The organism is Arsenicicoccus sp. oral taxon 190, from assembly GCF_001189535.1.
Classification (GTDB): Bacteria; Actinomycetota; Actinomycetes; order Actinomycetales; family Dermatophilaceae; genus Arsenicicoccus.
Genome location: NZ_CP012070.1, coordinates 2,679,782 through 2,706,519, shown reverse-complemented (window position 1 = coordinate 2,706,519; position 26,738 = coordinate 2,679,782). Strand labels below are relative to the sequence as shown.

The following is a 26,738-nucleotide window of genomic DNA, read 5'->3' as shown; positions in this document are numbered from 1 at the left end:
CAAGATCGTGGTCGGTTGTGGTCACGTGACGACCACAACAGACCACGATCGCGGGAAGGGGGAGAGGGAGGAGGGTCAGCGGGCGCCGAGCTCGGTCAGGAACCTGATCTGCGCCAGCATGATCCGCTCGATCTCGGCCGGGTCGACGGACTCGTCGGGGCCGTGGATCTTGGCCTTCTCCTCGTCCTCGGGACCCCACAGGATCGCCTCGGCGCCGGGGGAGGCGTGCAGCAGCTCGGTCACCAGCGGGATCGACCCGCCCGACCCGACCTGGGCGGGGGTGCGGCCGTAGACCTCCTCGAGGGCCGCCAGGGCGGTCGCCGTGATCGGACCGGACGTGTCGCCGAGGAAGGGCGACCCCGCCTTGTCGTCGGAGAACTCCAGCGTCGCCCCGTAGGGCGCGTGGCGGCGCAGGTGCTCCTTGACCGTCTCGAGCTCGGTGGCCATGTCGGCGCCGGGGGCGATGCGCACGGAGATGCGGGCGCGCACGGAGGGGACGAGGGCGTTGGAGCACTGGTCGACGGGGACCATGTCGAGCCCGATGACCGTGGCCGACGGGCGCGACCACAGCCGCGACGCCAGCGGACCGGTGCCCTGCAGCCCGACGCCGTCCCTGACCCCCGCGGACGCCGCGAACTCGCCTTCGTCCACCGAGGCGCCCTCCCACTCGAAGGAGTGCAGCCCCTCGATGACGGTGTTGCCGTCCTGGTCGTGCATCGTCGACAGCAGCTGGATCATGCCCACGAGCGCGTCCGGCGCGGCGCCGCCGAAGAGGCCCGAGTGCACCGCGTTGTCCAGGGTGGTCAGCGTGACGGTGAGCGCCACGTCGCCGCGCAGCCCGGAGGTGATGGACGGGACGCCGACCTTGGACGGGCCCGAGTCGCAGATGATGAAGGCGTCGCTGCGGACCATCTCGGGGTTGGCGGCGACCCAGTCCTCGATGTGGCTGAAGGTCTCCTCCTCGCCCTCCAGCAGCAGCCGGACCGTGCAGGGGGGCTTGCCGTCGAAGGCGCCCATCGTCCCGAGGATCGCGACGACCCCGGCCTTGCAGTCGGCGGTGCCGCGGCCGTAGATGCGGCCGTCCTCCTTGCGGGTGGCGACCCACGGGTCGGAGTGCCACTGCTGGGAGGGCGGGCACGGCTGCACGTCGTAGTGCGCGTACATGGTGACGGTCGGCGACCCCTCGGGACCCGGCACCACGGCATGGATGGCCGGGTAGCCGCCCGGGATGTCGAGCAGCTCCACGTCGGCGACGCCGTTGCGGCGGAACATCTCGAGCAGGTCCTGGGCGATGGCGTCCATGGGCTCCCGGGGGTAGCCGGGGAAGGCGATGCTGGCGTGACCGACAAGGGTGGCGTGGTCCTCGAGCAGACGGGGCATGGCCTCGCGGGCGTAGTCGCGGGCAGCGGAAAGATCCATCGAAGCTCCTCGGTGAGTGGCGATGACGCCCACGATAGTCACGGTCGAGGAGGCGGGCGTCGGCGGACCCCGCCGCGGTGTCGGCGCGTGACCGGGCGCGACCTCTGAGAGGATCGACCGGTGAGCGAGAGCAGGGAGCTGATCGTGCGGGCGGCGCGCCGCCTCTTCGCCGAGCACGGCTACCGCGCCGTGTCCGTGCGGGACGTGGCCGCGGCCGCGGGGGTGTCGCCGTCGTTGGTGATGAAGCTGGTGGGCAGCAAGGCCGAGCTCTTCACCTCCTCGGTGTCGTTCACCCCGGACGAGGCGGACCTGTCGCGCCCGCTACACGAGCTCGGTCGCGGGCTCGTGGGCGACGTGCTGGACCGGCTGCAGGCGGGCGGCCCGGAGCCGCTGGCCCGCGCGGTGGTGCTCGCCCTGCCGGCGCCCGACCCGGACGAGGTGCGTCGACGCTTCCACGAGGCGTATGCCGTGCCCCTCACCGCCCGCCTCGGCGGGGACCCGCAGGCCGCGGTGGCCGCGGAGATGGTGATCAGCGCGCTGGTCGGTCTCGCGGTGTCCACCCGGGTGCTGCGGCTGCTGGCCGACCCGGCGGTGGCCACGCAGGTGCGGGAGGGCTACGGCCGCGCGGTGCAGTCGCTCATCGACGGGGTCAGCGGGGCGCAGGACCCGGCGGATAGGGTCGGCCCATGAGGGTCAGCCGGGTGATGGGTCTGGAGACGGAGTACGGCATCTCGGTGCCGGGGGAGCCGCACGCCAACCCCGTCGTGCTGTCCGGGCAGATCGTCAACGCCTACGCCACGCGCCCGGAGATCACGGTGTCGCGCACCCGCTGGGACTACGAGACCGAGTCGCCGCTGGCCGACCAGTTCGGCTACGAGATGCCGCGGGCGGTGGCGGACGCGAGCCAGCTCACTGACGAGGACGACGAGATCGCCGCCAACGTGGTGCTGACCAACGGGGCCCGGCTCTACGTCGACCACGCCCACCCGGAGTACTCCTCGCCGGAGGTGACCTCGCCGCACGACGCGGTGGTGTGGGACCGGGCGGGGGAGCTGGTCATGGCCGAGGCGGTGCGGCGGCAGGCGGAGCTGTCGGGGCGGCAGATCAACCTCTACAAGAACAACACCGACGGCAAGGGCAGCTCCTACGGCACCCACGAGAACTACCTGCTGCGCCGGGACCTCGAGTTCGCGACGGTGGCGCGGCAGATCCTGCCCTTCTTCGTGGCGCGGCAGGCGATCTGCGGGGCGGGCCGGGTGGGGATCGGGCCCGAGTCGCACCGGGCCGGCTTCCAGATCAGCCAGCGCGCCGACTTCTTCGAGCGCGAGGTGGGGCTGGAGACCACCGTGCGCCGCCCGATCGTCAACACCCGGGACGAGCCGCACGCCGACCCCACCCGGTACCGCCGGCTGCACGTCATCATCGGCGACGCCAACCAGGCCGAGACGGCGACCCTGCTGAAGATGGGCACGACCAGCCTGGTCCTCGGGATCATCGAGGCGCAGGACGTCCCGCGCACCCTCACCCTGGCCAACCCCGTCGCTGCGCTGCAGCAGATCTCCCACGACCCCACGCTGCGCACCACGGTGGAGCTGGCGGACGGGCGCCGTATGACGGCCCTCGACATCCTGTGGTCCTACTACGAGATGGTCGACGACCACCTGTCCCGCGAGGTCGGCGACGACCTGGACGAGGACACCCAGGAGATCATGACCCGCTGGGACCACCTGCTGACGATGCTCGGCCAGGACGTCATGCTGGCGGCACCCATGATCGACTGGGTCGCCAAGCTCAGGCTCTTCGAGCAGTACCGCTCGCGCGACGGCATGGGCTGGGACGACCCGCGGCTGCGCGCCATGGACATCCAGTGGAGCGACGTGCGACCCGACAAGGGGTTGCACCACAAGCTCGAGGCGGCCGGCCGCATCGACCGGGTCGAGCCGCCCGAGCGGGTGCGCGCCGCCGTCACCGAACCGCCGCCGGACACGCGAGCCTGGCTGCGCGGCACCATGGTCGAGCGGTACCCCCACGAGGTGCTCGCCGCCTCGTGGGACTCCGTCATCGTGCGCCGCCACCCCGACGAACCACCCTCGCGGCTGGCGCTGCCCGAGCCCCGGCGCTGCACCCGCGCCCACCTGGAGGCCGTCGTGGCCGCCAGCCCCACCGTGGCGGACCTGCTCGCCCGGCTGGCCTGACCCGGCCGCCCACCGGTCTCGGGGCCATCCATCGGCCCGTCCGTCGCCCACCGACCCCCATACACCCCCACACCCCCGTACACCGACCGCATCGAGGAGGACCCATGTCCCAGGAGCAGATCCAGCCGCAGCGGCGCGAGCCCGACCCCGGCGACGTCCCGGCGCCGCCCGTCCCGACCGCACCCGTGACGACCTCGGTCGACGACGCCGGACTGGACTCCGTGCTCGACGAGATCGACCTGGTGCTGGAGTCCAACGCGGAGGAGTTCGTCAAGGGCTTCGTGCAGAAGGGCGGCCAGTGAGGCTCGCGCCCCCTCAGTGGGTGTCGAAGATCTGCTGCAGCCTCGCGGGGTCGTCGGTGATGGTCAGGGCCAGCGCCAGGAGCACCCGCGCCTTGTAGGGCCCGAGGTCGGCCGCCGCAACGAAGTCGTGGCCGTCGTCGTCGAAGGCGTCGCCGCGTGCCACGGTGCCCCACGCCACCCGGCTCGAGCGCACCACGACCACGCCCGCGCTGCGCGCCCGGTCCAGGGCCGCGGCCACCCGCTCCGGCACGTTGCCGGCCCCCGGGCCGGCGTGCACGATCCCGCGGGCCCCCGAGGCGACGACCGCGTCGACGATCTGCGGGGGCAGCTCGGCCCGCGTCACGAGCACCTCCACGGCGGCCGGCTGGTCGATCGCGGCCAGCGTCACCGCCGTCGCGGCGCCGTGCCGACGCGCCGGGATGTGGGCGTACCGCGGCACCCCGCCCGCCAGCTCGCCCAGCGGACCCGTCAGCGACCCGAAGGCGTCCACGCGCGAGGTGTGCTCCTTGCGGACGTCGCGCGCCGAGTGGATCTCCTCACCGACCACGACCAGCGCCCCGAGCCCCCGGGACGTCGGGTGCGCGGCGACCCGGACGGCGGCCAGCAGGTTGCCGGGACCGTCGGCGCCGGCCGCGTCGGCGGGACGCATCGCCCCGACGACGACCACCGGCTTGTCGGTGTCGACCAGCAGGTGCAGCGCGTATGCCGTCTCCTCCAGCGTGTCGGTGCCGTGCGTGACCACCACGGCGTCCACGTCGTCCTCGGCCGCCAGCCGCGAGACGGCACGCGCGAGGTCCAGCTGTCGCGGCAGGTCCATCTCCACCGAGTCGATCTGGTAGAGCTGCTCGCAGCGGATCTCGGCGACCTCGGCCAGCGACGGGACCGCCGCGAGCAGGTCGGCCACGCCGAGCACCCCCGCCTGGTACCGCTTCGTGGTGGTCGCCGCGCTGGACCCGGCGATCGTCCCGCCCGTCCCGACGACGACGATGCGCGGGAGCGGCTGGCCAGAGGTGGGCGCGGTCGGCATACGACCATCATGCCCGCCCGGCAGGGACAGCGGCAGCGGCGGCGTCCGGGGCACCCCCGTGGGCGAAATATCCTTGGGGGTGCACGCCCGCACACCACCCCTCGCCGAAGGCTCACCGTGACCGTCACCCCCACCCCCGACCACCTGATGTGGGAGTTCCAGGAGCAGTTCCGGCTGTCCCTGGACCGCGCGACCGACCGCGCGACGGACCAGATCGGGGCGATCGTGTCCGCGGACGCGCTCCTGGTCGGGTTCCTGGCCGACGGGGTCAGCGCGCCGGGCGCGCCGGACGTGTGCCTGGCGCCGGCGGACCGCGGCTTCAGCCTGCAGGACCTCGAGGGGATCCGCGCCGACGCGCTGCGCCGCTTCGAGGCGCACCCGGCTCACGACGAGGCCTACGAGTCGGCCGAGGTCGAGCAGGCCCGGCTCGAGCACTATGAGGACGTGACCCGCTGCGACGCGATCGCCGCGGCGCTGGACAGCGCCCGCGCCGGCCGCGGCCGCACCTTCTTCATCGGCGCCGGCGCGCGGGTGGGCGACTACGTCGTGCACCCCTGCCTGAGCGTGGACACCAGCGCGTATGCCGAGCTCAACGCCCTGCCCTACGACGAGATCGACGGGGTGCCGCTGACCACGTCCCTCGCCCACGGCATCGTCGTGGAGCTGCTGCGGATCGCCACGCACGCACTGCTGGCCGCCCGCCCGCCCCGGTCCATCTCGCCCATCGACGACGACGTCCCCAACGACGCGATCCGCCGCTCGGCCAACCACCTGGTCTACTCGGCCGGGCTGATCGCGGGGGAGCGGCTCGGGCAGGGCCTCTTCGACGCCTTCGAGGGCCTGTCGTCGACCCCCTACGAGGGCCGGGTGGGGGCCGGCACCGTCGTCATGGCCCGCGAGGGGCACCCCCGGATCTCCGTGGCCGTGCAGCTACGCTCCGCGGTGTCGGTGCGCGAGCGACGGCAGTTCCGCAAGCTGCTGGAGATGACCCGCCCCGGCCTGCACCTGCTCATCGACGGCCAGCGCATCTACGGCCTCGGGTCGGTGGAGCCGCTCGCCCACGACGAGCCCGACGACTCCGACAACGACATCTTCCGGTTCACCCTGCTCGAGCAGGGCTCCTGGCAGATGTCCTGCAACCGCAACCCGCTGCTGCGGGTGTCCAGCGGCCACCCGCAGCTGCCCCGGCCACGGATGTCGACGAGCCTGTTCATCGACGCGATGCGCCGCGTCTTCGACGATGTCTCCGACCACGACATCCGCGGGATCTGGATGCTGGCGCAGAGCGCCGCCCAGCAGGCCCGCGGAGCCCTGCTCGTCGTCACCACGGCCGCCGCCGAGGAGGCCAGGCGGTTGGCGCCGCAGGCGCTCGCCATACGCCCGCAGTCGCTGAGCCCGGAGGTGCTCGACGCGGTGACCCGCATCGACGGGGCCGTGCTGCTGACCCCCGACGGGGTGTGCCACGCGGTCGGCGTGATCCTCGACGGCGTGGCGACCGGCGCGGGGGACCCGAGCCGCGGGTCGCGCTACAACTCCGCGGTGCGCTACACCGAGGCGTCCACGGCCCCCTGCCTGACCGTCATCGTCTCCGAGGACGGCATGATCGACGTCTACCCCGAGCTGGCCCCGCGGGTCCGCCCCGAGGACGTCGAGCAGGCGCTCGCGGACCTCGAGGCCGCCGGGTCCCTGGACGTCGACGAGGCGCGGGACGTGGACTTCGAGGCGTTCTACGCGCTGCACAAGCGGCTGCGCAGGTTCGCGTTCTACCTCTCCGAGAGCCAGTGCGAGCGCGCCAACGCCATCTGCCTGACGGTGGAGGACCTCCGCTGGGAGCGGTCCCGGACCCGGGTGCGCACCGTCCCCTTCCGCACCGACCCGCGGATGAACGCCTCCTTCTTCGCCTGACGTTCACCTGCCCCGTGACACCTGTCATGGGGCAGGTCAGGCTCACCTTCCTAGCGTCGAGGTCATCGTCATCGGCCCAGCAAGGGGGAGTCGTGTCACTGGAGACAGGGGCGTCCATCAGGGGCACTCTCGCCGTGCTCTACGGCTTGGCCGTGGCCTTCGGGCCATGGAAGGACCGCCCGCAAACCCGCCAACGCGTGGTGCTCATCGGGGCCTTCGTCCTCCTCGCATGTGCCCTCGTCCTGGTGGGCATCCCGCTCTACCGTGAAGGCGGCCTGTCATGAGCGCCCAGCCCGTCGCCCGCTATGGCAAGAACCCCGGCTGGGCCGTCACCGCGATCCTCGCGATCCTCTACGGCCTCGGCATCGCCTTCGGGCCCCAGCTCGGTGGCAGCGACGCCTTCTGGGAGCGGTGGACGATGTGGGGGTCTGCCGTCGTGGGCATCGCGTTCGTGCTCCTCATGGTCATCCCCTTCGTGCGCTGGGCGATGGGACCGGACCGCCGCCGGTAGGGTCGGTGCATGGACCGACGGATCTTCGGCATCGAGACGGAGTATGGCGTCACCGCCACCTCCCAGGGCCAGCGCCGCCTCACCCCCGACGAGGTGTCGCGCTACATGTTCCGGTCCGTCGTGGCCTGGGGACGCAGCTCCAACGCCTTCCTCGGCAACGGGTCCCGGCTCTACCTCGACGTCGGCTCGCACCCGGAGTACGCCACCGCCGAGTGCGACAACCTCCTCGACCTGGTCGCCCAGGACAAGGCGGGCGAGCGCATCGTGCAGGGCCTCGCCGACGACGCCCAGCTGCGGATGGCGCAGGAGGACATCACCGGGGACGTCTACGTCTTCAAGAACAACGTCGACTCCTCCGGCACCTCCTACGGCTGCCACGAGAACCTCCTGGTCCGGCGCAGCACCGACCTGCGGCGCGTCACCGACACCCTGGTGCCCTTCCTCATCAGCCGCCAGATCACCTGCGGCGCGGGCAAGCTCGTCGTCGACCCGCAGGGCCGGGCGAGCTACTGCGTGAGCCAGCGGGCCGACCACATGTGGGAGGGCGTGTCCTCCGCGACGACCCGCTCGCGCCCCATCATCAACTCCCGCGACGAGCCCCACGCCGACGCCGAGAAGTTCCGCCGGCTGCACGTCATCGTCGGCGACTCCACGATGTCCGAGACCACGATGCTGCTCAAGGTCGGGTCGATCGACCTGGTGCTGCGCATGGTCGAGGCGGGGATCCCGCTGCCCGACCTGACGCCCGCCAGCACCACGTCCGCCATACGGACGATGAGCACCGACCCGACCGGGCGCGTCGAGGTGCCCCTCGCGGAGGGGGGCGTGACGAGTGCGCTCGCGGCGCAGAGCGCCTACCTCGAGGCGGCCGAGCGGTTCGTCGCCGACGGGGGAGTGGGCGACCCGATGCACGAGCGCGTCGTGACGCTGTGGCGCCGGGTGCTCGCCGCCGTCGACTCCGGCCGGCTCGAGGAGGTCGGCACCGAGATCGACTGGATCATCAAGCGGCGCCTCATCGAGCAGTACTCCGCCCGGGACGACCTGCCGCTGCACCACCCGCGGCTGCAGCAGATCGACCTCGCCTACCACGACCTGCACCCGCGCCGCGGGCTCTTCAACCTGCTGCAGGCCAAGGGGCTGGTCGCGCGCGTCGTCACCGACGAGCAGGTCGAGCGGGCCGTGACGACACCGCCGCAGACGACCCGCGCCAAGCTGCGCGGCGACTTCGTCAACGCCGCCCGCGAGGCCCGGCGCGACTACTCCGTGGACTGGGTCCACCTCAAGCTCAACGACGGCAACCAGCGCACCATCCTGTGCAAGGACCCGCTCGCCTACGAGGACCCCCGCGTCGACCGGCTCATCGCGTCGCTGACGCCGCCGTCCACCACGGGCGACACCCCGGCGGTCGCGGGACAGACCCAGACCGTCGCCGGAGCGAGACAGCCCACGGACAGCGACGCGCAGTAGGCTGCGCGGAGCTCACCACCAGACCACGAGCGAAGGACCCCCTCTTGCGCCTGCGCACCACCACCTCCCTGGCCCTCCTGGCCGCGCCCGCGATCGCGCTGTCCGCCTGCGGCGGCGCCTCGACCACCACCTCGACGACGTCGACGGCGAGCCCCTCGGGCAGCGCCTCGGCCAGCGCGAGCCCCTCGGCCAGCCAGGCGAGCGCACCCGACCCGACCCCCGCCGCCCAGGGCGACGTCCCCGGGGTGACCGTTGCCGGGACCAAGGACAAGCCCACCGTCACCGTCGCCAAGCCTCCCCTCACCACCAAGACCACCACCGCCAAGGTCGTCTCCGAGGGCACCGGCCCCGTGGTCAAGGCCTCCGACATGGTCGTGGCCAACGCGATCTTCGTGTCGGGCAAGACCGGCAAGACGCTGGAGGACACGTTCTCGCGCGGCACGCCGCAGCAGATCCCCGTCAAGGGGTGGCTCTCCGGCGTCGCCAAGGGCATCGTCGGCCAGAAGGCCGGGTCCCGGGTCCTCGTCGCGATCGCCCCGGAGGACGCCTTCGGCGCCGAGGGCAACCAGCAGGCCGGCATCGGCCCCAACGAGTCGATCCTGACCCTCGTTGAGATCCAGAAGGTCGGCTTCAAGGGCGAGGCGTGCAAGGTCGTCACCAGCCCCGACGGCCTTCCCCAGGTCACCGCCCCCGACGGCAAGGCCGCCACCATGAAGCCGGTGACCACGCCGGCCCCCAAGCAGCCGACGCTCTACGTCCTCAAGCAGGGCGACGGGCCGGTCGTCCAGGTCGGCCAGACGCTGTCCTCGCAGTACACCGGGATGCTCTGGACCAACGGCACGAAGTTCGACTCGTCCTACGACAACGGCGGCCAGCCGGTGCCCTTCCCGATCGGGGTGGGCCGGGTCATCCCCGCCTGGGACAAGTGCCTCACCGGTCAGAAGGTCGGCAGCCGCGTCCTCGTCGTGGCACCCCCCGCCGACGCCTACGGCGCGCAGGCCCAGGGCAAGATCCCCGCCAACTCGACGCTGGTCTTCGTCGTCGACCTCGTCAAGGCGCAGTAGCCCCGACGCGGCACCGCCGCCACGCAGCAACCCTTTTCCCGCCATACGCATCCCGTCTGTCACCCCAGGAGGACCCATGCCGTTCGACCCCACGACCACCAAGCCCGAGATCGACTTCCCCGGCGACCAGCCGCCCGCCGACCTTGTGATCGAGGACATCTGGGAGGGCGATGGTGCCGAGGCGACGCCCGGCAAGATCGTCAGCACCCACTACGTCGGCGTCGCGCACTCCACCGGTGAGGAGTTCGACGCGTCGTGGAACCGCGGCGCGCCGCTCGACTTCCAGGTCGGCGTTGGCCAGGTCATCCAGGGCTGGGACCAGGGCCTGCTCGGGATGCGCGAGGGTGGCCGGCGCAAGCTGACCATCCCGGCGCACCTCGCGTATGGCGACCGCGGTGCCGGCTCGGCCATCAAGCCCGGCGAGGCGCTGATCTTCGTGGTCGACCTGGTGGCGGTGCGCTGACCCCGCGACCGTCCCCCCTACCCGACAACGTGGACCCTTTGTGCGCCTGAGCGACATAAAGGGTCCACGTCGTCGGGAAAGAGGGTTATGAGAGGCGGGCCTCCAGCGCGGCCACGATCGCCGGGCGCAGCCGCGACGGGGCGATGACCTCGTCGACGGACCCGACCTCGACGGCCCGGTGGATGTTGTGCACCCGGTCGAACTCCGTGGCCACCTCGCCGAGCTTCTCCGCCCGCACGTCCCGCCGGGTGTCGGCGAGCTGCGCTGCCAGGGTGGCCTGCTCGGCCTCCGAGGCGCGGGCCAGCTGCTGCTCGAGGTCCACCACGCGGGGGTCCTGAGCGGTGCGGGCGTCGACGTCGCGCGTGAAGACGACCGCCGCGGCGGGCGCCCCACCGATCACCGAGGCGTAGGAACCCTCGACGGCGAGCACGGTCATCTGCGGGTTGAGCGCCTTGGAGAAGACGACGAACGCGCCGCCGTGGTAGCGGGAGATGACGCAGAAGACGATCGGCCCGTCGAAGTTGACGATGGACCGGCCGATCTCCGCGCCGTACTCCAGCTGCAGGTTGCGCATCGACTCCGGCGAGCCGTCGAAGCCGGACAGGTTGGCGAGCACCACGACCGGGCGGTTGCCGCTGGCCGCGTTGATGGCCCGGGCGACCTTCTTGGACGAGCGGGGGAAGAGCGTGCCCGCGGTGTAGGCGTCCGGCCCGTCGGTGGGGGGGAAGCCGCGCCGCGCGACCGACTTGGACTCGATCCCGACGAGGCACACCGGGATCCCGCCGACGTGGGCGTCCTGCACCACGGAGGTCTCGGCGTCGGCCATGCCCGCCCACCGCTCCAGCGTCGCGTGGTCCTGGTCCGCGACGGCCGCCATGACGGTGCGGATGTCGAAGGCCTTCTTGCGGTCCGGGTTGGTGGCGGCGGAGAAGATGTCGCCGACCGTCGTGAAGCCCGAGTCCGCCGGGTCGTGCGGGTAGCTCGTGACGTCCCGGTCCACCGGGTCGGTGGTCTCGGCGCGGCGCGGCCCCGCCTCGCCCGGCGCGACGTAGCTGTGGTCGTAGTGGGTCATCAGGATGCGCAGCGCCCCGACCAGGTCGGGCGCCCAGTACTGCGCCTGCCCGTTGGGGCCCATGATCCGGTCGTAGCCGCCGATGCCGAAGTTGTCCTCGGCGGACACGCCCCCGGAGAAGTCGAGCGACTGCTTGCCGGTGAGGACCATCGCGCTGTCCGGGGTCATGACGAGGATGCCCTTGGTGTGCATCAGCATCGTGGCCTCGGCGTTCCAGTAGGGCTGGGCGCCGACGTTGATCCCGGCGACGACCACGTTGATCTCGCCGCCGGCCTGGGTGAACTCCACGATCCGCTTGAGGGCCTTGGCGACCCAGTCCATGTTCTCGGTGCCGGAGTCCATCGAGATGCGCGCCCCCGCGGACAGCGCGAACCACTCGACGGGCACGCCGAGGGACTCGGCGAGGTCGAGGGCGGCGATGACGCGGGAGCACTCCGCCTCGGACAGCGCCCCGAGGGCCCGCAGCGGGTCGCCGCACAGCAGCACCCGGCGCACCCCCTCGGGGTGGCGCGGCGTCGGGGTGGAGATGAGGCCGACGATGATGCCGGCGCGGTTGAGGCCGTAGGGCCGGTCCACGGGCACGAGCGCACCGGTGTCGTCCAGGTCGTACTCCGTCGCGGTGCCGCCGCGGCCGGCGATCATCGCCTGCAGCTCGTAGGGGTAGACCATCCCGCGGCGCCGGGCGCGAACCACCTTGCGGGAGTAGTCGTCCAGCGGCCGCAGCCGCTCGGCCGGGGGCTCCCCGACGGACGCGACGACGCCGGACCCGGGCTGGTAGGAGAAGCGGGCCGCCATGGGCACCAGGGTGCCGTCGGGGCGCGCCACCGTGCCGTCGACGACGACCTCCTCGATGCCGGCGCCCACGGTCATGGGCGCGATGGCGTGCCGCAGCGCCGTGAGCTCGGCGACGTCGGCGTCGATGGTCGGCCAGATGTGCACCCAGACGTGGTTCATGTCCAGGCGGGTGCCCCCGGCGCCCGCGGCGCGGGCCCGGCGGATCGCCTCCAGGCAGTTGGCGATGGCGCGCTCGACGTGGGGGAGCGCCACGATGCGGCCCTCGTCGTCGCGGACCACCGCGAACTGCCGCACCTGCGCCATCGCGACGAGCCGCACGTCGGCGTCCTGGCGCCCCGGGCCGTCCGCCTCGCAGCGGTAGAGCAGGACGTCCTCGGGCGCGTCGAGGCGGGAGACCTCGAAGTCGGTGAGCCGCCACAGGTGCAGCCGGCGCCCGACCATCGGGTGGAGCCCGCGGATCAGCGCGTCCTCGGCGAGCCTCCCCTCGCCCTGCGGCCGCAGGGTCACGTAGCGCACCGGCTCGGCGTCGTCGCTGCACACCCCGACGGCGATCCGACGCACCGCGGCGTCCGCCGGCAGCGCCGCGAGGCGCTCGGCGAGCAGGTCCGACAGCTCCGCCGGGTCGTGCGGCGCGTCGGCCCAGCGCAGGTAGAGGTCGACGACCGACTGGTGCCCGGCCGGGGCCCGCCGCACCTCGTCCGCCACCAGCTCGAGCAGCGCGCTGCCGGGGGCGATCTCGTCGATCGTGCCGATGGTGGAGACCATGTGGGTGGGCCGGTCGTCCAGGGTGTAGTCGGCCGTGACCACCGGGCGCCCCGACACCTCCTGCTCCCGGAAGTCGCGCAGGTCGTGGCGTCGGTAGTGGCGCTTGGCCAGGACCGCCAGCATCGGCTCGTAGCGCGGCAGCTCCGCGCCGGCGAGGCGGCGGCCGAGGAAGCCGGCGATCTTCTCGGGGATCTGCACGAGCCCGTCGATGCGGTCGTCACGCTCCGGCCCTGCCGGCAGCGCGGCGATGGCGTCGGCCTCGGCCGCGACGTCGCCGAGCACGCCCTCGCGCTCGGCGTCGACCCGCGGCTGGTCGAACCACCGGAAGCGGACGCTGCGCGCGAGCTCGCCGACCACGGGCACGCGCAGCTGGGTGGCGCGCACCAGGTGGTCGAGCACCTCGCGGGCGCGGGTCTCCAGGCCGCTGCCGGGGCCGGGCTCGACGAGCCAGCGCTGCAGCAGCGCGGTCAGCACCTGCACGTCGGGGGCGGAGCGCTGCTGCGCCACGAAGATCCGGAAGACGGCCTGCTCCAGCTGGGGGGTGCGGTCGAGCTCGGTGATGCCGTGGCGCAGCAGCACCGTGGCGAGCCGGGCCCGGAAGTCCTCGGGCAGCGCGGCGCGGTCGGGGTCCAGGCTCTGCAGGTAGGTGTGCAGGTGCTCCCGGGGGGAGTGGATGCGGTTCTCCAGGTGCAGGTCGGCGCCGACGGGCCGGTTGCGGGACAGCTCGGCGAGGTCGGCGAAGGCGTCCAGCAGCTCCAGCTCGTCCGCGATCGGGGACTCTCCCTGCGCGACCAGCTGGTCGCGCTCCTGCAGGTATGCCGCCAGCGCCCGCCCCTCGTCGCGCGGGTCCACGTCGTAGCCGAGGAGCATCGCGAGCAGGTCGTCGCGGTGCCGGCGGGCCCGCTCGGCGGGGGTGGTCGCGTCGGCGCCCTCGCCGGGGAGGTCGAGGTCGACCGCCTCGCCCTGCGGAGCGGCCTCCTCCTCGTCGTCGTCGACGGGCTCGAGGCGGACCAGGGGGGCGCCGGTCTCGACCTGGCTGCCGGCGGAGACGAGCAGCTCCTTGACCCGCGCGGCGAAGGGCGCGGGCAGGACGGTCTCCATCTTCATGGACTCGAGCACCAGGACGGGGGCGCCGGCGGCGACCTCGTCGCCGACGGCGGCGGGGGTGGCCACGACCAGCGCCGGGGTGGGCGAGCGCAGCACACCACCCTCGTCGAGGCTGATCCGGTGGGTGACGCCGTCGACCTCGACGAGCTGGATCGGGCCGTGGGCCGCGGTGACCAGGCGGTGCTCGCGGCCCTCGACGGTGAGGCGGCTGGTGTAGGCGTCGATCCGGTCGATGTCGGCGTCGACGGTCTGCTCGCCGGTGGGGGACGCCACGACGACGCGGAAGCGGTGCGGCCCGATCCGGGCGACGGACAGGGCGTAGGCGGTGCCGCGCAGCGTCAGCTCGACGCTGCGGCCGGGCCGGTGCTGCACCTGGGGCCGCCCACCGCGGGCGGTCTCCAGCAGCCGGGCCCGCTCGATCGCCTCGTCGCTCTCGTAGGCCTGGATGCCGGCGGCGACCAGCGCCACCCCGGCGTGCCGGTGGGAGCTGAGGCGGCCCTCGCCGCGGACCCGGTCGATCCACCCGGTGTCGGCGGTGCCGTCGAGCACCTCGGGGGCGGCGAGCAGCTCGAGGACGAAGCTCTTGTTGGTGGCGCCGCCCTCGATGACGACGGTCGTCTCCTCCATGGCCCTCTGCAGCCTGGCCAGGGCCTGGGCGCGGTCCCGGCCGGAGGCGATGATCTTGGCGATCATCGAGTCGAAGTCGGAGGGGATCGAGTCGCCCTCGGCGACACCGGTGTCCACGCGGATGCCGGGGCCGGAGGGCAGGTCGAGCAGCGCGATCCGGCCCGGGGAGGGCGCGAAGTCGCGGTCGGGGTCCTCGGCGTTGAGCCGGGCCTCGATGGCGTGCCCGGACTCGACGGGGCGCTCGCCCTCGAGCCGGCCGCCGGAAGCGACGTGGAGCTGCAGCGTGACCAGGTCGGTGTCGGTGGTGACCTCGGTGATCGAGTGCTCGACCTGCAGCCGGGTGTTGACCTCGAGGAAGGCGAAGAACTCCTCGCCCGGGTGGTAGAGGAACTCCACGGTCCCGGCCCCGGCGTAGTCGACCGCGACGGCGAGCCGCTCGGCGCTGGCCTTGAGCTCGGCCACCTGCTCGGGCCGCAGCACGGGGGAGGCGGACTCCTCGATGACCTTCTGGTTGCGGCGCTGCACCGAGCAGTCGCGCACGCCGAGGGCCCAGGCGGTGCCGTGGCCGTCGGCGATGATCTGCACCTCGACGTGCCGGGCGCCGGTGACGAGGCGCTCCAGGAAGACCACGCCGGAGCCGAAGGCGCGCTGCGCCTCGTCGCGGGTGCGCTCGTAGGCGTCGGCGAGCTCGGCCTCGGAGGACACCTTGCGGATGCCGCGGCCGCCACCGCCCGCCGTCGCCTTGAGCATCAGCGGGTAGCCGATCTCCTCGGCCGCCGCCAGCGCCTCCGCCAGGGTGTCGACCCCGCCGCGGCTCCACGCGGCCACGGGCACGCCGACCTCCTCGGCGATGAGCTTGGAGCCGATCTTGTCGCCGAGCCGGCGCATCGCCTCCGGGCTCGGCCCGATGAAGGTCACCCCGATCCGGGCGCACAGCTCGGCGAAGCCCGGGTCCTCCGCCACGAATCCCCAGCCCACCCAGGCCGCGTCGGCGCCGGACTCGACCAGCGCCCGCTCCAGCACGGCGTAGTCGAGGTAGGGCCGCGCCGAGGCGGGCCCGAGGTCGTAGGCGTGGTCGGCCTCGCGGACGAACATCGCGCGCCGCTCGCCGGTGGTGTGCAGGGCCACCGTCTCGATCCGCGGCTCGCCGGGGCGGGCCTGGGCACGCGCGGCGTCGAGGTCGCGGACGGCGTGGATGAGCCGCATGGCGGCCTCACCCCGATTGACGATGGCGATGCGCGTGAACATCAGTGTCGACTACCTCCGCGTGCGGGCTGGGTGGCGACGATCACACGCCGCTTCGGATGGAGGCTAGTCGGGACAAAGGTTACTCGCGCGTCCCAGCACGTCGGCGGCGCGCCGACCGGCGACGGCGGCGGCCACGAACGCCATACGGTCCGTGCCGAGGTCGCGTCCCATGGTGCGCAGCGGGACCGGTGAGACCGACAACGCCTCGTCGAGACCGGTCGTCGGGACGTCGACGAGCCGCAGCCGTCCGGCGGAGCCGGCGCACAGCTGCTCCGCCTGCCGCCGCACCTGCCGGGCCAGGGGGCTCGCCTCGTCGGGCACGGGCACCTCCGCGGGCGCCAGGGCGACCCGGCCGTATGCCGTCACGCTGTGGTGGCTCAGGCCTCGGTGCCGGGGACGCGCGTCCGCCTCGGACACCCGCAGCGACGCGATCGCGCGGCCGCCGAGCACGTGTGCGGCGTTGACGGCCTCCCCGGCGCTGGTGCCCGAGAAGCCCCAGCGGGTGCCGGTGCCGAGGTTGCCGGGGCCCTGCGCGACGATCGCGACGTCGGCGCCGACGACGAGCCGGGCGGCCAGCAGCCCGGTGTGGACGGTGACCGCCTCCAGGTCGCCGCCGAAGGCCTGCCCCACGGTGATGCACGCGTCCAGCCAGCCGGCCTCGCGCAGCCCCGTCACGGTCCGGGAGAAGGCCGCCGGCAGCGCCCCGCCGTCGGTCATGACGTAGGCGACCCTGACGCCCGGCCGCCCGGCGCGCAGCCCGGCGAGGACGGCGGGCAGCGCCGAGTGCAGGTCGGCCGTGACGACGGGCATCGAGGCGATGGTGTCGGCGTCGGCGAGCGTCTCGTGGTGCGGGCTCTCCTGCTCGTCCACGCCGAGCACCATGGCCTGCAGCGGGGTGTAGCGGGCCTTGACCACGTGCCCGGGCCCCGGCGGCGGGTCGGCCGGCAGCCGGTCCGGGATCGCCACGACCAGCGCGAGTCCGCCGGTGCCGAGGCCCCGCTCCAGCGCCGCGACGTTGAGCAGGACGGTGTCGCCGGGCTCGGCCCGCCCGACCAGCCCGACGTAGCCGAGCGCCCGACACGCGGCCGCCGCGCCGCGCCCGCCGCCTCCCGTCTCGAAAACAGTTACGGCATACTCGACTGCGCCGGGCCACTCGGCCCGGACGGCGTCGACTCGAGCGGTGCGCCAGCGGATCACGGCGTCAGGCTAGCCGCTCTCGAAGGGGGACCAGCTCGTGCCCAAGGCGCGCACACCCGTCAGCTCGGCCAAGACCGAGCGGTTGCTCAACCTGGTCATCTGCCTGCTCTACACCCGCCGACCGCTGCCCAAGTCCAAGATCCGCGAGGCGGTGCCGCAGTACGGCGAGGCGACCTCCGAGGACGCCTTCAACCGGATGTTCGAGCGCGACAAGGACGAGCTGCGCGAGCTCGGCATCCCGCTCGTGACCGAGCAGATCGACACCTTCTTCGACAACGAGGAGGGCTACCGCATCGACGGCCGCGAGTACGCCCTGCCCGAGCTGTCCTTCGAGCCCGACGAGCTGGCCGTGCTGGGCCTCGCGAGCCGCACCTGGGCGCAGGCCTCGCTGGCGGGCCCGGCCGCGCAGGCGCTGCGCAAGCTCGAGGCCGCCGGGGTCGAGCGCGACGACTCCAGCGTCATCGGCCTCGAGCCGCGGGTGCGCACCGCCGAGCCCGCCTTCGCCCGCGCCAAGGACGCGGTGCTGGCCCGCCGCCCCGTCCGGTTCGCCTACCGCAAGGCCCGCGACGGCGAGGTCGCCACCCGGCACGTCCAGCCGTGGGCCATCGCCGCCTGGCACGGCCGCTGGTACCTCACCGGCTTCGACCTGGACCGTGAGGCCCCCCGCGTCTTCCGGCTGGGTCGGGTGGAGGGCCCCATCGCCTGGGCCGGCCGCCCCGGGTCGTATGCCGTCCCCGCCGACCACGACCCGCTCGCCGTGATCCGCGCCCAGGCCACCGACTCGCGCCCGGTCACCGCGACGCTGCGGGTGCGGGAGGGCGCCGGGCACGCGCTGCGCCGGCGCGCCACCGCGACCCGCCCGGACCCGACCGCCCTCGGCTGGGACCTGGTCGAGCTCGCCTGCGGCGACACCGAGCGCATGGCGGACGAGCTGGCGGGATACGCGGCGGCCGTCGAGGCGGTGGCGCCCGCCGAGCTGCGCGAGGCCGTCATACGCCGCCTGCAGGGAGCCGTGACCGCCATGACGGAGGGGGCGCCATGAGCGTCGACATGAACGAGTCGGCCACCGCCCGGCTGGACCGGCTGCTGACGATGGTGCCGTGGCTGCTGCGCCACCAGGGCGTCGAGATCGACGTCGCCGCACGGGAGTTCGGGGTCTCTCCGGAGCAGGTGGAGGCCGACCTGGCACTGCTCTTCCTGTGCGGGACGCCGGGCGGCTACCACGACGACCTCATCGATGCGCAGTGGGAGGACGGGCGCGTCTACGTCTCCAACGCCGACACGATCGCCCGGCCGCTGCGGCTCGGCGTCGACGAGGCGCTCTCGCTCATGGTCGGGCTGCGGGCCCTGGCCGCGGTGCCGGGGCTGGGGGAGCGCGACGCCGTGGACCGCGCCCTCGCCAAGCTGGAGGCCGCCACCGGGGAGGTGTCCGGCGTCACCGGGGCGGGGCAGATCAGCGTCGACATGGCCGTCGAGGCCGACGACGACGGCCTCGGCGACGGCGGCCGGCACCTCACCGCGCTGCGCGGCGCGCTGGCGGCGCACCGGCGGGTGCACCTCAGCTATGTCGTGCCCAGCCGGGACGAGACCACCGAGCGCGACGTCGACCCGATGCGCCTGGTCAGCGTCGACGGGCCGTGGTACCTCGAGGCCTGGTGCCACCGGGCCCAGGACGTGCGGCTCTTCCGCCTCGACCGGATCAGCGCGCTGGAGGTCCTCGACGCCGACGGGACCCCGCCCGCGGACGCCCGACCCCGGGACCTGGACAACGGGATCTTCCGGCCCGACGAGCTGTCGCTGCGGGTCGAGCTGGACCTCGCCCCGCAGGCCCGGTGGGTGCGCGACTACTACCCCTGCGAGTCCGCGACCGAGCTCGACGGCGGTGGCCTGCGGGTCACCATCGCCACCTCCGACACCGCGTGGCTGCGCCGGCTGCTGCTGCGTCTCGGGGGCGCCGCCCACGTCGTGTCGCCCGCCGAGCTGCGCGAGACGGTGCGACAGGCGGCTCAGGAGGCCCTGGCCCGCTACCAGTAGGACGGCTGGCGACCCCGGCGCGTCACCCTGGCGTCACCGTGAGTTCACCGGCGGTCGTCGCGGACCGGGTTGCCACCCGTAGGATGAGGAACCACGACCGCCGTACCCGTCGGAAGGCACCCCCATGGTCCGCAACGTGCTCGAGCCCTGGCACCTGATCATCCTCGTGCTCCTGATCATCATCGTCTTCGGTGCCAAGCGGCTGCCCGACGCGGCACGCAGCCTCGGCCGGTCCATGCGCATCTTCAAGTCCGAGGTGTCGGCGATGCAGGACGACGACAAGCCGTCGCGCGCCAGCCGCTCCACGGTCGACGGCGAGACCGTCACCGAGGAGACCACGACCACCACGCGCACCGAGCGCCCTGCCCCGGGCCACCCGACGGACCACGCGGGCTCCACCGGCACGAGCACCACCAGCACGACCAGCACGGGCACCACGGCTCCGGCCGGCGCCACGCGCGGGGACGACTACGTGGTCGTCGACGGGGTCCGCTACAAGCGTGACCACGGCGGCGACGCGGCCCCCCGCGCCTGACCCCCGGCAGCCAGGCTCCCATGGCGCTGCAGCGCACCGCGCCCGAGGGGCGGCGGCGACGCCGGGCCCCTCGTGACCCCGAGGGCCGGATGTCGCTGGCCGACCACCTGCGGGAGTTCCGCAACCGGGTGATCAAGGCCGCGATCGCGATCTGCCTGGGCGCCGTGATCGGCTGGATCATCTACGACCCGCTGGTCTTCCGGCTCACCGAGCCGCTGCGGCTGTCGGCCGCGGCCCGGCACGCCAACGTCATCCTGGCCTTCCAGGACATCACCGGCGCCTTCTCGCTCAAGCTGCAGGTCGCGTTCTTCGTCGGCATCATCCTGGCCAGCCCGGTGTGGCTCTGGCAGATCTGGGCCTTCATCGTCCCCGGCCTGCACAAGCGGGAGAAGCGCACCGCGCTGGCCTTCATCGCCGCAGCCCTGCCGCTCTTCCTGCTCGGCTGCTGGGGCGCCCTCTACGCGCTGCCCAAGGCCATCGAGGTGCTGCTGGAGTTCACGCCCGACGGCGCCTCCAACATCCTGCAGGCCGACTACTACCTGACCTGGGTCACGCGGTTCATCCTCAGCTTCGGCCTGGCCTTCCTGCTGCCGGTCCTGCTCGTGGCCCTCAACGTCATCCACGTCCTGCCCGCACCGGTGATGCTCAAGGGGTGGCGCGTCGCCGTCGTCCTGATCTTCACCTTCTCCGCGATGATGACGCCCACGCCCGACCCGTGGACGATGTTCGCGCTGGCGCTGCCGCTGACCGGCCTCTACTTCGGCGCCTACGGGGTCGCCCGCGTGCTGGACGCCCGTCGGGCCCGCCGGCAGCCGGACTACAGCGCCCTGGCCGACGACGAGGCGAGCCCGATCGGTCCCCAGGACCTCTAGGGGGAGCGCGGGGGAGCGGCATACGGCTCGAGCGCCTGACCGGATCGGCCCGCTCACTCGCATAGCCTGCTGAGCATGGCCCTGCATCCCCTGCTCGACGACTTCCAGGGCGGGTTCGCGTTCCCGCTGGACGACTTCCAGCTCGAGGCCTGCGCCGCCGTCGAGGACGGGCACGGGGTCCTGGTCGCCGCGCCGACCGGCGCGGGCAAGACCATCGTGGGGGAGTTCGGGGTGCACCTGGCGCTCGCGACCGGGCGCAAGGCGTTCTACACGACCCCGATCAAGGCGCTGTCCAACCAGAAGTTCCACGACCTCGTCGCCCGCTACGGCGCGGACCGGGTCGGGCTGCTCACCGGGGACGCCTCGATCAACGGCGAGGCGCCGGTCGTCGTGATGACGACCGAGGTGCTGCGCAACATGCTCTACGCCGGCTCGACGTCGCTGCAGGACCTCGGGGTCGTCGTGATGGACGAGGTGCACTACCTCGCCGACCGCTTCCGCGGCGCCGTGTGGGAGGAGGTCATCATCCACCTGCCCGAGTCGGTGCAGGTCATCTCCCTGTCGGCGACGGTCAGCAACGCCGAGGAGTTCGGCGCGTGGCTGGGGACAGTGCGCGGCGACACCGCGGTCGTCGTCTCCGAGCACCGGCCGGTGCCGCTGTGGCAGCACATGATGGTCGGGCGCGAGCTCTTCGACCTCTTCGTCGACGAGGGCGGCTCGATCCTCAAGGAGGACCGGGACAGCCACAACCGCATCTCCGGCGAGATCGCCAAGGTCAACCCGGACCTCGTGCACCGGCTCCAGTCGCTCGAGCGCAGCGCGTATGGCGCCGGCCGCGGCCCCCGGTCCGGGTCTCGCGCCAACGACCCGTGGGGCTCGCGCGGCAAGGGGCGCGGCCGGGGGTCGGGCGGGCCCGGTGGCGGCCCCGGTGGCGGCTTCGGGCCGGGCGCCGGGGGTGGCCCACGGGGCTCGGCGGGGGGCTCCCGACCGGGTGGCGCCGCCTCGCGGGCCGAGGTGATCGCCCGGCTCGAGCGTGACGGTCTGCTGCCCGCCATCACCTTCATCTTCAGCCGCGCCGGGTGCGAGGCGGCGGTCGCGCAGCTGCTGGCGCAGGACGTGCGGCTGGTGCCGCCGGAGGAGGGCGCCCGGATCCGTCGGATCGTCGAGGAGCGCGTGGCCGGGGTCGGCGACGCGGACCTGGGGATCCTCGGCTACTTCGACTTCGTGGAGGCGCTGACACGGGGTTTCGCCGCCCACCACGCGGGGATGCTGCCGACCTTCCGGGAGGTGGTGGAGGAGCTCTTCACCGCCGGGCGGGTCCGCGCGGTCTTCGCCACCGAGACCCTCGCCCTGGGCATCAACATGCCCGCCCGCACCGTCGTGCTCGAGAAGCTCGTGAAGTTCAACGGTGATGCCCACGTCGAGCTGTCCCCGGCGGAGTACACCCAGCTCACCGGCCGGGCCGGCCGCCGCGGCATCGACGTCGAGGGGCACGCGGTCGTCGTGTGGTCGCGCGGGATCGACCCGCTGGCCGTCGGCGGTCTCGCCTCGACCCGCACCTACCCGCTCAACTCGTCCTTCCGACCGACCTACAACATGGCGGTCAACCTGGTCGAGCGGGTCGGCCGGGCCGACGCCCGGGAGATCCTGGAGACGTCCTTCGCGCAGTTCCAGGCGGACCGGGCCGTGGTCGGCCTGGCGACCCAGGTGCGCCGCAACGAGGAGGCCCTCGAGGGCTACCGCGAGGCGATGACCTGCCACCTCGGCAACTTCGAGGACTACTCCACGATCCGCGAGCAGATCCGCCAGACCGAGAAGGCGATGGCGCGGGAGCGGACCGCGTCCCGGCGCGCCGCCATCGAGCAGTCCCTGGAGGACCTGCAGGCCGGCGACGTCATCTCGGTCCGCGAGGGCCGGCACACGGGCATGGCGATCGTGGTCAACGCCAACACCGCCGGGCGCAACGGACCGCCGACGCCGCTGGTCATCAACCCCGACGGGCGGGCGCGGCGGCTGACGGTGCACGACGTCGATGCGCCGGTCCACCCCGTCACCCGGCTGGACCTGCCTCGCAACTTCAACGCCCGCAACACCAAGATGCGCAAGGACCTGGCGTCCACCGTGCGGGCCAAGGTGCCCTACGAGCCGCCGCCCAAGGGCCGACGCGGCGCCGCGTCGGACGACGCGGCGGCGGGGGAGCAGGCCGTTGCGGCGCTGCGCCGCCGCATGAAGGCCCACCCCTGCCACCAGTGCGAGGACCGGGAGGACCACGCCCGCTGGGCGGAGCGCTACCACCGGCTGTCCCGCGAGACGGCGGGGTTGCGGCGCAAGGTGTCAGGACGCACCAACTCCGTGGCGCGGCAGTTCGACCGCATCTGCGACCTGCTCGCGGACCTGGGCTACCTCGACCCCGCGGGGAAGGCGGTGACCGCGAGCGGCCAGATGCTGCGCAAGCTCTACTCCGAGAAGGACCTGCTCGCCGCCGAGTGCCTCGCCCACGGCCTGTGGCAGCGGCTCGACGCCCCGTCGCTGGCCGCCGTCGTGTCGGCCCTGGTCTACGAGCCCCGGCAGAACGAGACCGACGCCACCCCGCGCGTCCCCAACGAGGAGGTCGCCGAGGCCTACCGCCAGATGGTGCGCCTCTGGTCCACCATCAGCGACCGTGAGGCCGCGGCCGGGCTGCCCGAGACCGGGGAGCCCGACGGCGGCATGATCTGGCCCGTGCACCGCTGGGCCGCCGGCCAGTCCCTCGAGGTGTGCCTGCGCGACAGCGACATGGCCGCCGGGGACTTCGTGCGCCGCTGCAAGCAGATCGTGGACCTGCTGGGCCAGATCGCGACCTGCGCGCCGCAGCCCGCCCTCGCCGCCACCGCGCGCCACGCCATCGACGGCGTGATGCGCGGCGTGGTCGCCGCCGACCGCCTCGACTAGGGGCCCTTGCGGTTTGGGTGCGCTGGTGGTGGCCCAGGCCACGTCCTGGGTGGTCACGTCCGTCTTCTGATGCGTTCGACCGGGATGAGTGATCAGTGCCGGTGAGCTGCGGCGGTCTTGGGGAGGGCGAGCATCGCGAGCGCAGCGAGCAGATAGGCAGCGACCTGCCAGGGCATCACCTGGGCCAGCGCGTGACCGAACACCACCTCGGGAGGACCGGCAGGGGTGCTCCTGGACGAGAGGGCGTTGAAGAAGACGGTGCCGAGCACTGCGACGCCGACCGCGCCGCCGATCTGGATGGCGGTCGAGAGCACACCGCCGGCCGCACCGGCGGCACGACCGGGGACTCCGGCCAGGACGACGTTGACCAGGATCGGGGCGCCCAGCCCCAGCCCGAGCCCGCCGAGGAACATCACCGCAGCCAGGGCCCAGTAGCCGGGGGCGACGCCGTCGCGCACGAGCCACCACGTCAGCCCCTGCGAGGCGGCCAGGGTCAGTGACCCGGTGACGAGCAGAGCTCGTCCGGCCTTGGCAGCCAGGGCGACTCCAGCGCCTGAGGTGATCATCGACCCGATCGCGTACGGCACGATGACCAGGCCCGTATCCCAGGCAGAACGACCGGTCCCGGCTTGCAGGTAGATCGACAGCACGAGGAAGAACGAGGCCAGGCCGCCGAAGAACAGCACCGACGCCGCAAGGCCGGCCGTGAACGGGCGCACCTGAAGGAGAGCCGGGTCGAGGACGGGTTCGCCGCCGCGACGCGCCAGGACTCGTTCGTAGGTGAGGAACCCGGCCAGCAGCACCACGCCGAGGGACAGGAGGCCCCAGCCCCAGGCGGGCCAGCCCCAGTCGCGGCCCTGCACCAACGGCAGGAGGAGCAGGAACACGCCACCAGCCGTCAGGACGGCCCCGACGACGTCAAGTCGAGACCGGGCCGGTGCGTGAGACTCGGGCAGTACCCGGACGCCGAGGGCGAGGGCCACCACCGCGACAGGGACGTTGATCCAGAAGATCGTGCGCCACCCCGAGCCCCACAGGTCGGCGTCGACGAGAGCCCCGCCGATGAGCGGGCCGGCCACCGAGGCGAGGCCCTGGACAGCGCCGTACGCGCCGAAGGCCTTGGCCATCGCGGCCGGCTCGAAGGAAGAGCGGATGATGCCGAAGACCTGCGGGACCATGAACCCCCCGGCCAGTCCCTGAACAGCGCGCATGCCGGTCAAGAAACCGGCACTCGGCGCCAGCGCACACGCCGCGGACGCCAGGGCGAAGCACGCCAGCGAGACCAGGAAGACCCGGCGCCGTCCGACGTCGTCACCGACCCGGCCCCCGGTGATCAGACCCGAACCGAGTGCCAGCGTGTACGCCGCCAGCATCCACTGCAGCTGCGCCTGGGTCGCATCCAGGTCGGCGGCGATGTGGGGGGCAGCCACCGTGACGATGGTGACGTCGAGCAGATCCATGAACGAAGCGAACAGCACCACGAGCAGAGGCATCGAGGCAGCACGCCCCCCGAGACGGCCCTGTCTTTGCGAGGCAGACCCCGCGGCGTCGGCGACGCCGTCAGGTTGAACGCGGGGTGGTGCTCCGGCAGCCGCGTCGGGGGTGGGACGGTCCGAGTGAGATCCAGTCATGGAATCACCGTCTCGGGGGTAGCGGACGCCGAGTGACCGCCACTGCGGGATGCTGAGGCCATGGCCGACACCTCCGCGCGGATCCTGCGCCTCCTCTCGCTGCTCGAGGCACGCCTGGAGTGGACCGGCCGTGACCTCGCTGAGCGGGTCGGTGTCTCGCCGCGAACGCTGCGCCGCGACGTCGAGACCTTGCGAGAGCTCGGCTACCCAGTCGACTCCATCAAGGGCCCGGGCGGTGGATACCGCCTGGGCGCTGGGGGAAAGTTGCCACCCCTGGTGCTCGACGACGACCAGGCGATCGCCATCGCGCTGGCTCTGCAGACGGCCCCCGCCACCGTCACCGGCATCGACTATGCCGTCGCTCGGGCCCTGACCACCCTGCGGCACGTGATGCCCGCACGGTTGCGGGCCGCCAGCGAAGCCTTCGAGGTCACCAACCTGCGCAACTACTGGGAGTTCTCCGCCCCACCCGTCGACGTGTCCACGTTGCGGGCCATCGGATCAGCAGTTCGGACCACCCGCACCCTGCGCTTCGACTACGCCGCCCCGGACGGGGCCGTCCCTGCGCCAGGCAATCCCGCTTTCAGTCCGCCCGTCGAGGTCGAGCCGCACCACCTCGTCGTCTGGGCCGGACGGTGGTACCTCATCGCCCGGCACGCCCAGCACGGCACCTGGGCGACGTACCGCGTCGACCGCGTCCACCCGAAGACCCCCGCAGGCAGGTCATTCACCCCACACCCCCTGACCCCCGACGACATCACCCGCCTGGTCATCCAGAACCCACACCGCGGTGACACCCCCGGCCAGTGGCAGTGCATCGGAACCGCCACGCTCCAGCTGCCCGCCGACGTCGTCGCCCGCTGGCCCCCCGGCGGATCCGTCGTCACCCCCATCAACGGCACCAGCTGCGCGCTGACCATCGGCGGCTGGTCCTGGGCGGGCGTCGCCGGGCTGTTCATCACCTTCGACACCGCGATCAGCGACGCATCCCCACCCGAGCTGGCCCAGGCCTTCGCCACCATCAAGGATCGGCTCGAGACCCCGGCCACCACGAGCTGACCGACGCACCGTGGCGGTCTGCGGCTACGGACGAGTGTGGCTACAAGGCATCCCGAACCTGGGCGGCGAGACCGTCGAGCACGTCACGCGCCGGCTGTTGGAAGGTGGCCGAGACGGTGAAACCGTCCCCCTCATTCCGAGGCACGACGTGCAGATGAGAGTGGAACACCTCCTGCCCGGCCGCCCGCCCGTCGGCCGGCCACAGATTCACTCCCGCCGGTGACAGCGCGGTTCGCAACGCCCCCGCGAGGCGCTGGGCAACCACCATCATCTGCGCGGCATCTCCAGGATCGAGGTCACCGAGGCCGGCGGCATGGGCGCGCGGGACGACCAACAGGTGGCCCGGCGTCGCAGGCGCGATATCCATGAAGGCCACGACCTGGTCGTCCGCATGGACGGTGCTCGACGGGATCTCGCCACGGGTGACACGGCAGAAGACGCACTCCATGGACGCACTCTGCCCGTTCGAGAGCACCGCCGCGAGTACCACTCGGTGCTGGGCACCCTCGGCG

The 26,738-nt window shown here is 73.0% G+C and carries 20 protein-coding genes; 14 read left to right on the top strand and 6 right to left on the bottom strand.

Annotation, left to right across the window (positions count from 1 at the left end):
* Positions 1 to 75: 75 nt before the first annotated feature.
* A complete protein-coding gene (locus tag ADJ73_RS12620) occupies positions 76 to 1,419 on the bottom strand; it encodes a M20/M25/M40 family metallo-hydrolase (RefSeq protein ID WP_050348555.1) in 1,344 nt (447 codons plus the stop codon).
* A gap of 120 nt (positions 1,420 to 1,539) precedes the next feature.
* On the opposite strand from ADJ73_RS12620, the gene ADJ73_RS12615 reads away from it, so the two are divergent.
* From ADJ73_RS12615 to ADJ73_RS12605, 3 genes are all read left to right on the top strand, one after another.
* A complete protein-coding gene (locus ADJ73_RS12615) occupies positions 1,540 to 2,109 on the top strand; it encodes a TetR/AcrR family transcriptional regulator (RefSeq protein ID WP_050348554.1) in 570 nt (189 codons plus the stop codon).
* Complete coding sequence (dop, locus tag ADJ73_RS12610) at positions 2,106 to 3,614, top strand: depupylase/deamidase Dop (RefSeq protein ID WP_082176984.1); 1,509 nt, start codon at positions 2,106 to 2,108, stop codon at positions 3,612 to 3,614. Before ADJ73_RS12615 ends, dop begins: the two co-directional genes overlap by 4 nt.
* 104 nt (positions 3,615 to 3,718) lie before the next feature.
* Positions 3,719 to 3,916, top strand: coding sequence for a ubiquitin-like protein Pup (locus ADJ73_RS12605; protein WP_050348552.1), 198 nt, complete (start codon positions 3,719 to 3,721; stop codon positions 3,914 to 3,916).
* Positions 3,917 to 3,929: 13 nt separating this feature from the next.
* On the opposite strand, the gene ADJ73_RS12600 is transcribed toward ADJ73_RS12605, so the two are convergent.
* Positions 3,930 to 4,943: an asparaginase gene (locus ADJ73_RS12600; protein WP_050348551.1), complete on the bottom strand. Its 1,014-nt coding sequence runs from the start codon at positions 4,941 to 4,943 to the stop codon at positions 3,930 to 3,932.
* Positions 4,944 to 5,060: 117 nt separating this feature from the next.
* Between ADJ73_RS12600 and ADJ73_RS12595 the strand changes: the two genes are divergently transcribed.
* From ADJ73_RS12595 to ADJ73_RS12570, 5 genes are all read left to right on the top strand, one after another.
* The gene (locus tag ADJ73_RS12595) at positions 5,061 to 6,848 is read left to right on the top strand and encodes a diadenylate cyclase (protein ID WP_050348550.1); all 1,788 of its coding nucleotides are present in this window, start codon (positions 5,061 to 5,063) and stop codon (positions 6,846 to 6,848) included.
* A 280-nt stretch (positions 6,849 to 7,128) separates the two neighbouring features.
* Entirely contained in the window at positions 7,129 to 7,359 is a 231-nt protein-coding gene (locus tag ADJ73_RS12585) for a hypothetical protein (RefSeq protein WP_050348548.1), read from the top strand.
* Between the two features lie 9 nt (positions 7,360 to 7,368).
* Entirely contained in the window at positions 7,369 to 8,826 is a 1,458-nt protein-coding gene (gene pafA / locus ADJ73_RS12580; protein ID WP_082176983.1) for a Pup--protein ligase, read from the top strand.
* Between the two features lie 44 nt (positions 8,827 to 8,870).
* Complete coding sequence (locus ADJ73_RS12575) at positions 8,871 to 9,890, top strand: FKBP-type peptidyl-prolyl cis-trans isomerase (RefSeq protein WP_050348547.1); 1,020 nt, start codon at positions 8,871 to 8,873, stop codon at positions 9,888 to 9,890.
* 76 nt (positions 9,891 to 9,966) lie between these two features.
* Positions 9,967 to 10,353: an FKBP-type peptidyl-prolyl cis-trans isomerase gene (locus ADJ73_RS12570; RefSeq protein ID WP_050348546.1), complete on the top strand. Its 387-nt coding sequence runs from the start codon at positions 9,967 to 9,969 to the stop codon at positions 10,351 to 10,353.
* An 85-nt stretch (positions 10,354 to 10,438) separates the two neighbouring features.
* Here ADJ73_RS12570 and ADJ73_RS12565 read toward each other — a convergent pair whose 3' ends face one another.
* Positions 10,439 to 15,967, bottom strand: coding sequence for an ATP-binding protein (locus tag ADJ73_RS12565; protein ID WP_050348545.1), 5,529 nt, complete (start codon positions 15,965 to 15,967; stop codon positions 10,439 to 10,441).
* Between the two features lie 63 nt (positions 15,968 to 16,030).
* Complete coding sequence (locus tag ADJ73_RS12560; RefSeq protein WP_050348544.1) at positions 16,031 to 17,164, bottom strand: DUF3866 family protein; 1,134 nt, start codon at positions 17,162 to 17,164, stop codon at positions 16,031 to 16,033.
* A 37-nt stretch (positions 17,165 to 17,201) separates the two neighbouring features.
* Between ADJ73_RS12560 and ADJ73_RS12555 the strand changes: the two genes are divergently transcribed.
* From ADJ73_RS12555 to ADJ73_RS12535, 5 genes are all read left to right on the top strand, one after another.
* Entirely contained in the window at positions 17,202 to 18,206 is a 1,005-nt protein-coding gene (locus ADJ73_RS12555; RefSeq protein ID WP_050348543.1) for a helix-turn-helix transcriptional regulator, read from the top strand.
* Positions 18,203 to 19,198 (top strand): helix-turn-helix transcriptional regulator, encoded by a 996-nt coding sequence (locus tag ADJ73_RS12550; protein WP_050348542.1) that lies wholly within the window; start codon positions 18,203 to 18,205, stop codon positions 19,196 to 19,198. The genes ADJ73_RS12555 and ADJ73_RS12550 overlap by 4 nt, the downstream gene beginning before the upstream one ends.
* A 124-nt stretch (positions 19,199 to 19,322) precedes the next feature.
* Positions 19,323 to 19,733: a Sec-independent protein translocase subunit TatA gene (gene tatA, locus ADJ73_RS12545; RefSeq protein ID WP_050348541.1), complete on the top strand. Its 411-nt coding sequence runs from the start codon at positions 19,323 to 19,325 to the stop codon at positions 19,731 to 19,733.
* 20 nt (positions 19,734 to 19,753) lie between these two features.
* Complete coding sequence (tatC, locus tag ADJ73_RS12540) at positions 19,754 to 20,605, top strand: twin-arginine translocase subunit TatC (RefSeq protein ID WP_253272571.1); 852 nt, start codon at positions 19,754 to 19,756, stop codon at positions 20,603 to 20,605.
* A 75-nt stretch (positions 20,606 to 20,680) separates the two neighbouring features.
* Positions 20,681 to 23,536 carry a DEAD/DEAH box helicase gene (locus tag ADJ73_RS12535; protein WP_050348540.1) on the top strand — a complete coding sequence of 952 codons (2,856 nt, stop codon included), beginning with the start codon at positions 20,681 to 20,683 and terminating at the stop codon, positions 23,534 to 23,536.
* 92 nt (positions 23,537 to 23,628) lie between these two features.
* Here ADJ73_RS12535 and ADJ73_RS12530 read toward each other — a convergent pair whose 3' ends face one another.
* A complete protein-coding gene (locus ADJ73_RS12530; RefSeq protein WP_253272570.1) occupies positions 23,629 to 24,996 on the bottom strand; it encodes an MFS transporter in 1,368 nt (455 codons plus the stop codon).
* A gap of 231 nt (positions 24,997 to 25,227) precedes the next feature.
* Between ADJ73_RS12530 and ADJ73_RS12525 the strand changes: the two genes are divergently transcribed.
* Positions 25,228 to 26,226: a helix-turn-helix transcriptional regulator gene (locus ADJ73_RS12525; RefSeq protein WP_050348538.1), complete on the top strand. Its 999-nt coding sequence runs from the start codon at positions 25,228 to 25,230 to the stop codon at positions 26,224 to 26,226.
* 40 nt (positions 26,227 to 26,266) lie between these two features.
* On the opposite strand, the gene ADJ73_RS12520 is transcribed toward ADJ73_RS12525, so the two are convergent.
* Complete coding sequence (locus ADJ73_RS12520) at positions 26,267 to 26,674, bottom strand: HIT family protein (RefSeq protein WP_050349441.1); 408 nt, start codon at positions 26,672 to 26,674, stop codon at positions 26,267 to 26,269.
* Between the last annotated feature and the right edge of the window lie 64 nt (positions 26,675 to 26,738).